The organism is Legionella nagasakiensis, from assembly GCF_900639915.1.
GTDB classification, from domain to species: Bacteria; Pseudomonadota; Gammaproteobacteria; order Legionellales; family Legionellaceae; genus Legionella_A; species Legionella_A nagasakiensis.
In genome coordinates this window covers 1-980 of the sequence record NZ_CAAAID010000034.1, presented here as the reverse complement: position 1 = coordinate 980, position 980 = coordinate 1, and the positions used below count along the sequence as shown (strand labels likewise).

Here is a 980-nt window from a genome sequence, read left to right as displayed (position 1 = left end):
AAAAAAGCCCTGGCGATGCCCTACTTTGACATGGGGAAGCCCCACACTATCATCGGCGTACGTTTGTTTCACTTCTGAGTTCGGGATGGGTTCAGGTGGTTCCAAACGGCTATGGTCGCCAGGAAAAACGGTTTTGGAAGCGATGTTAACACTTCCAACTGGTAAAGATTGAGGCAACACAAACGTATGCATAACCCTGAATCAACTCAGGTTATATGGTCAAGACAATCAGCCAATTAGTACGAGTTAGCTTCACGCATTACTGCGCTTCCACACCTCGCCTATCAACGTCGTCGTCTTCAACGGGCTTCATGGGAAAACTCATCTCAAGGGAGGCTTCCCGCTTAGATGCTTTCAGCGGTTATCCCGTCCAAACTTAGCTACCCGGCAATGCAACTGGCGTCACAACCGGTACACCAGAGGTTTGTCCACTCCGGTCCTCTCGTACTAGGAGCAGCTCCTCTCAATTTTCCTACGCCCACGGCAGATAGGGACCGAACTGTCTCACGACGTTCTAAACCCAGCTCGCGTACCACTTTAAATGGCGAACAGCCATACCCTTGGGACCTGCTGCAGCCCCAGGATGTGATGAGCCGACATCGAGGTGCCAAACACCGCCGTCGATATGAACTCTTGGGCGGTATCAGCCTGTTATCCCCGGAGTACCTTTTATCCGTTGAGCGATGGCCCTTCCATTCAGAACCACCGGATCACTAAGACCTACTTTCGTACCTGCTCGAGCCGTCACTCTCGCAGTCAAGCACCCTTTTGCCTTTACACTCTTGCTACGATGTCCGACCGTAACGAGGGTACCTTTGTGCTCCTCCGTTACTCTTTGGGAGGAGACCGCCCCAGTCAAACTACCCACCATACACTGTCCTCATCCCAGTTCATGGGACCAAGTTAGAACCTCAACAATCACAGGGTGGTATTTCAAGGTCGGCTCCATACAAACTAGCGTTCATACTTCATAGCCTCCC

2 rRNA genes are annotated in these 980 nt (G+C 51.7%); both read right to left on the bottom strand.

Annotation, left to right across the window (positions count from 1 at the left end):
* Positions 1-7: 7 nt before the first annotated feature.
* Positions 8-123, bottom strand: a 5S ribosomal RNA gene (gene rrf / locus E1O52_RS12965).
* A gap of 92 nt (positions 124-215) precedes the next feature.
* A 23S ribosomal RNA gene (locus E1O52_RS12960) occupies positions 216-980 on the bottom strand; the annotation flags it as partial.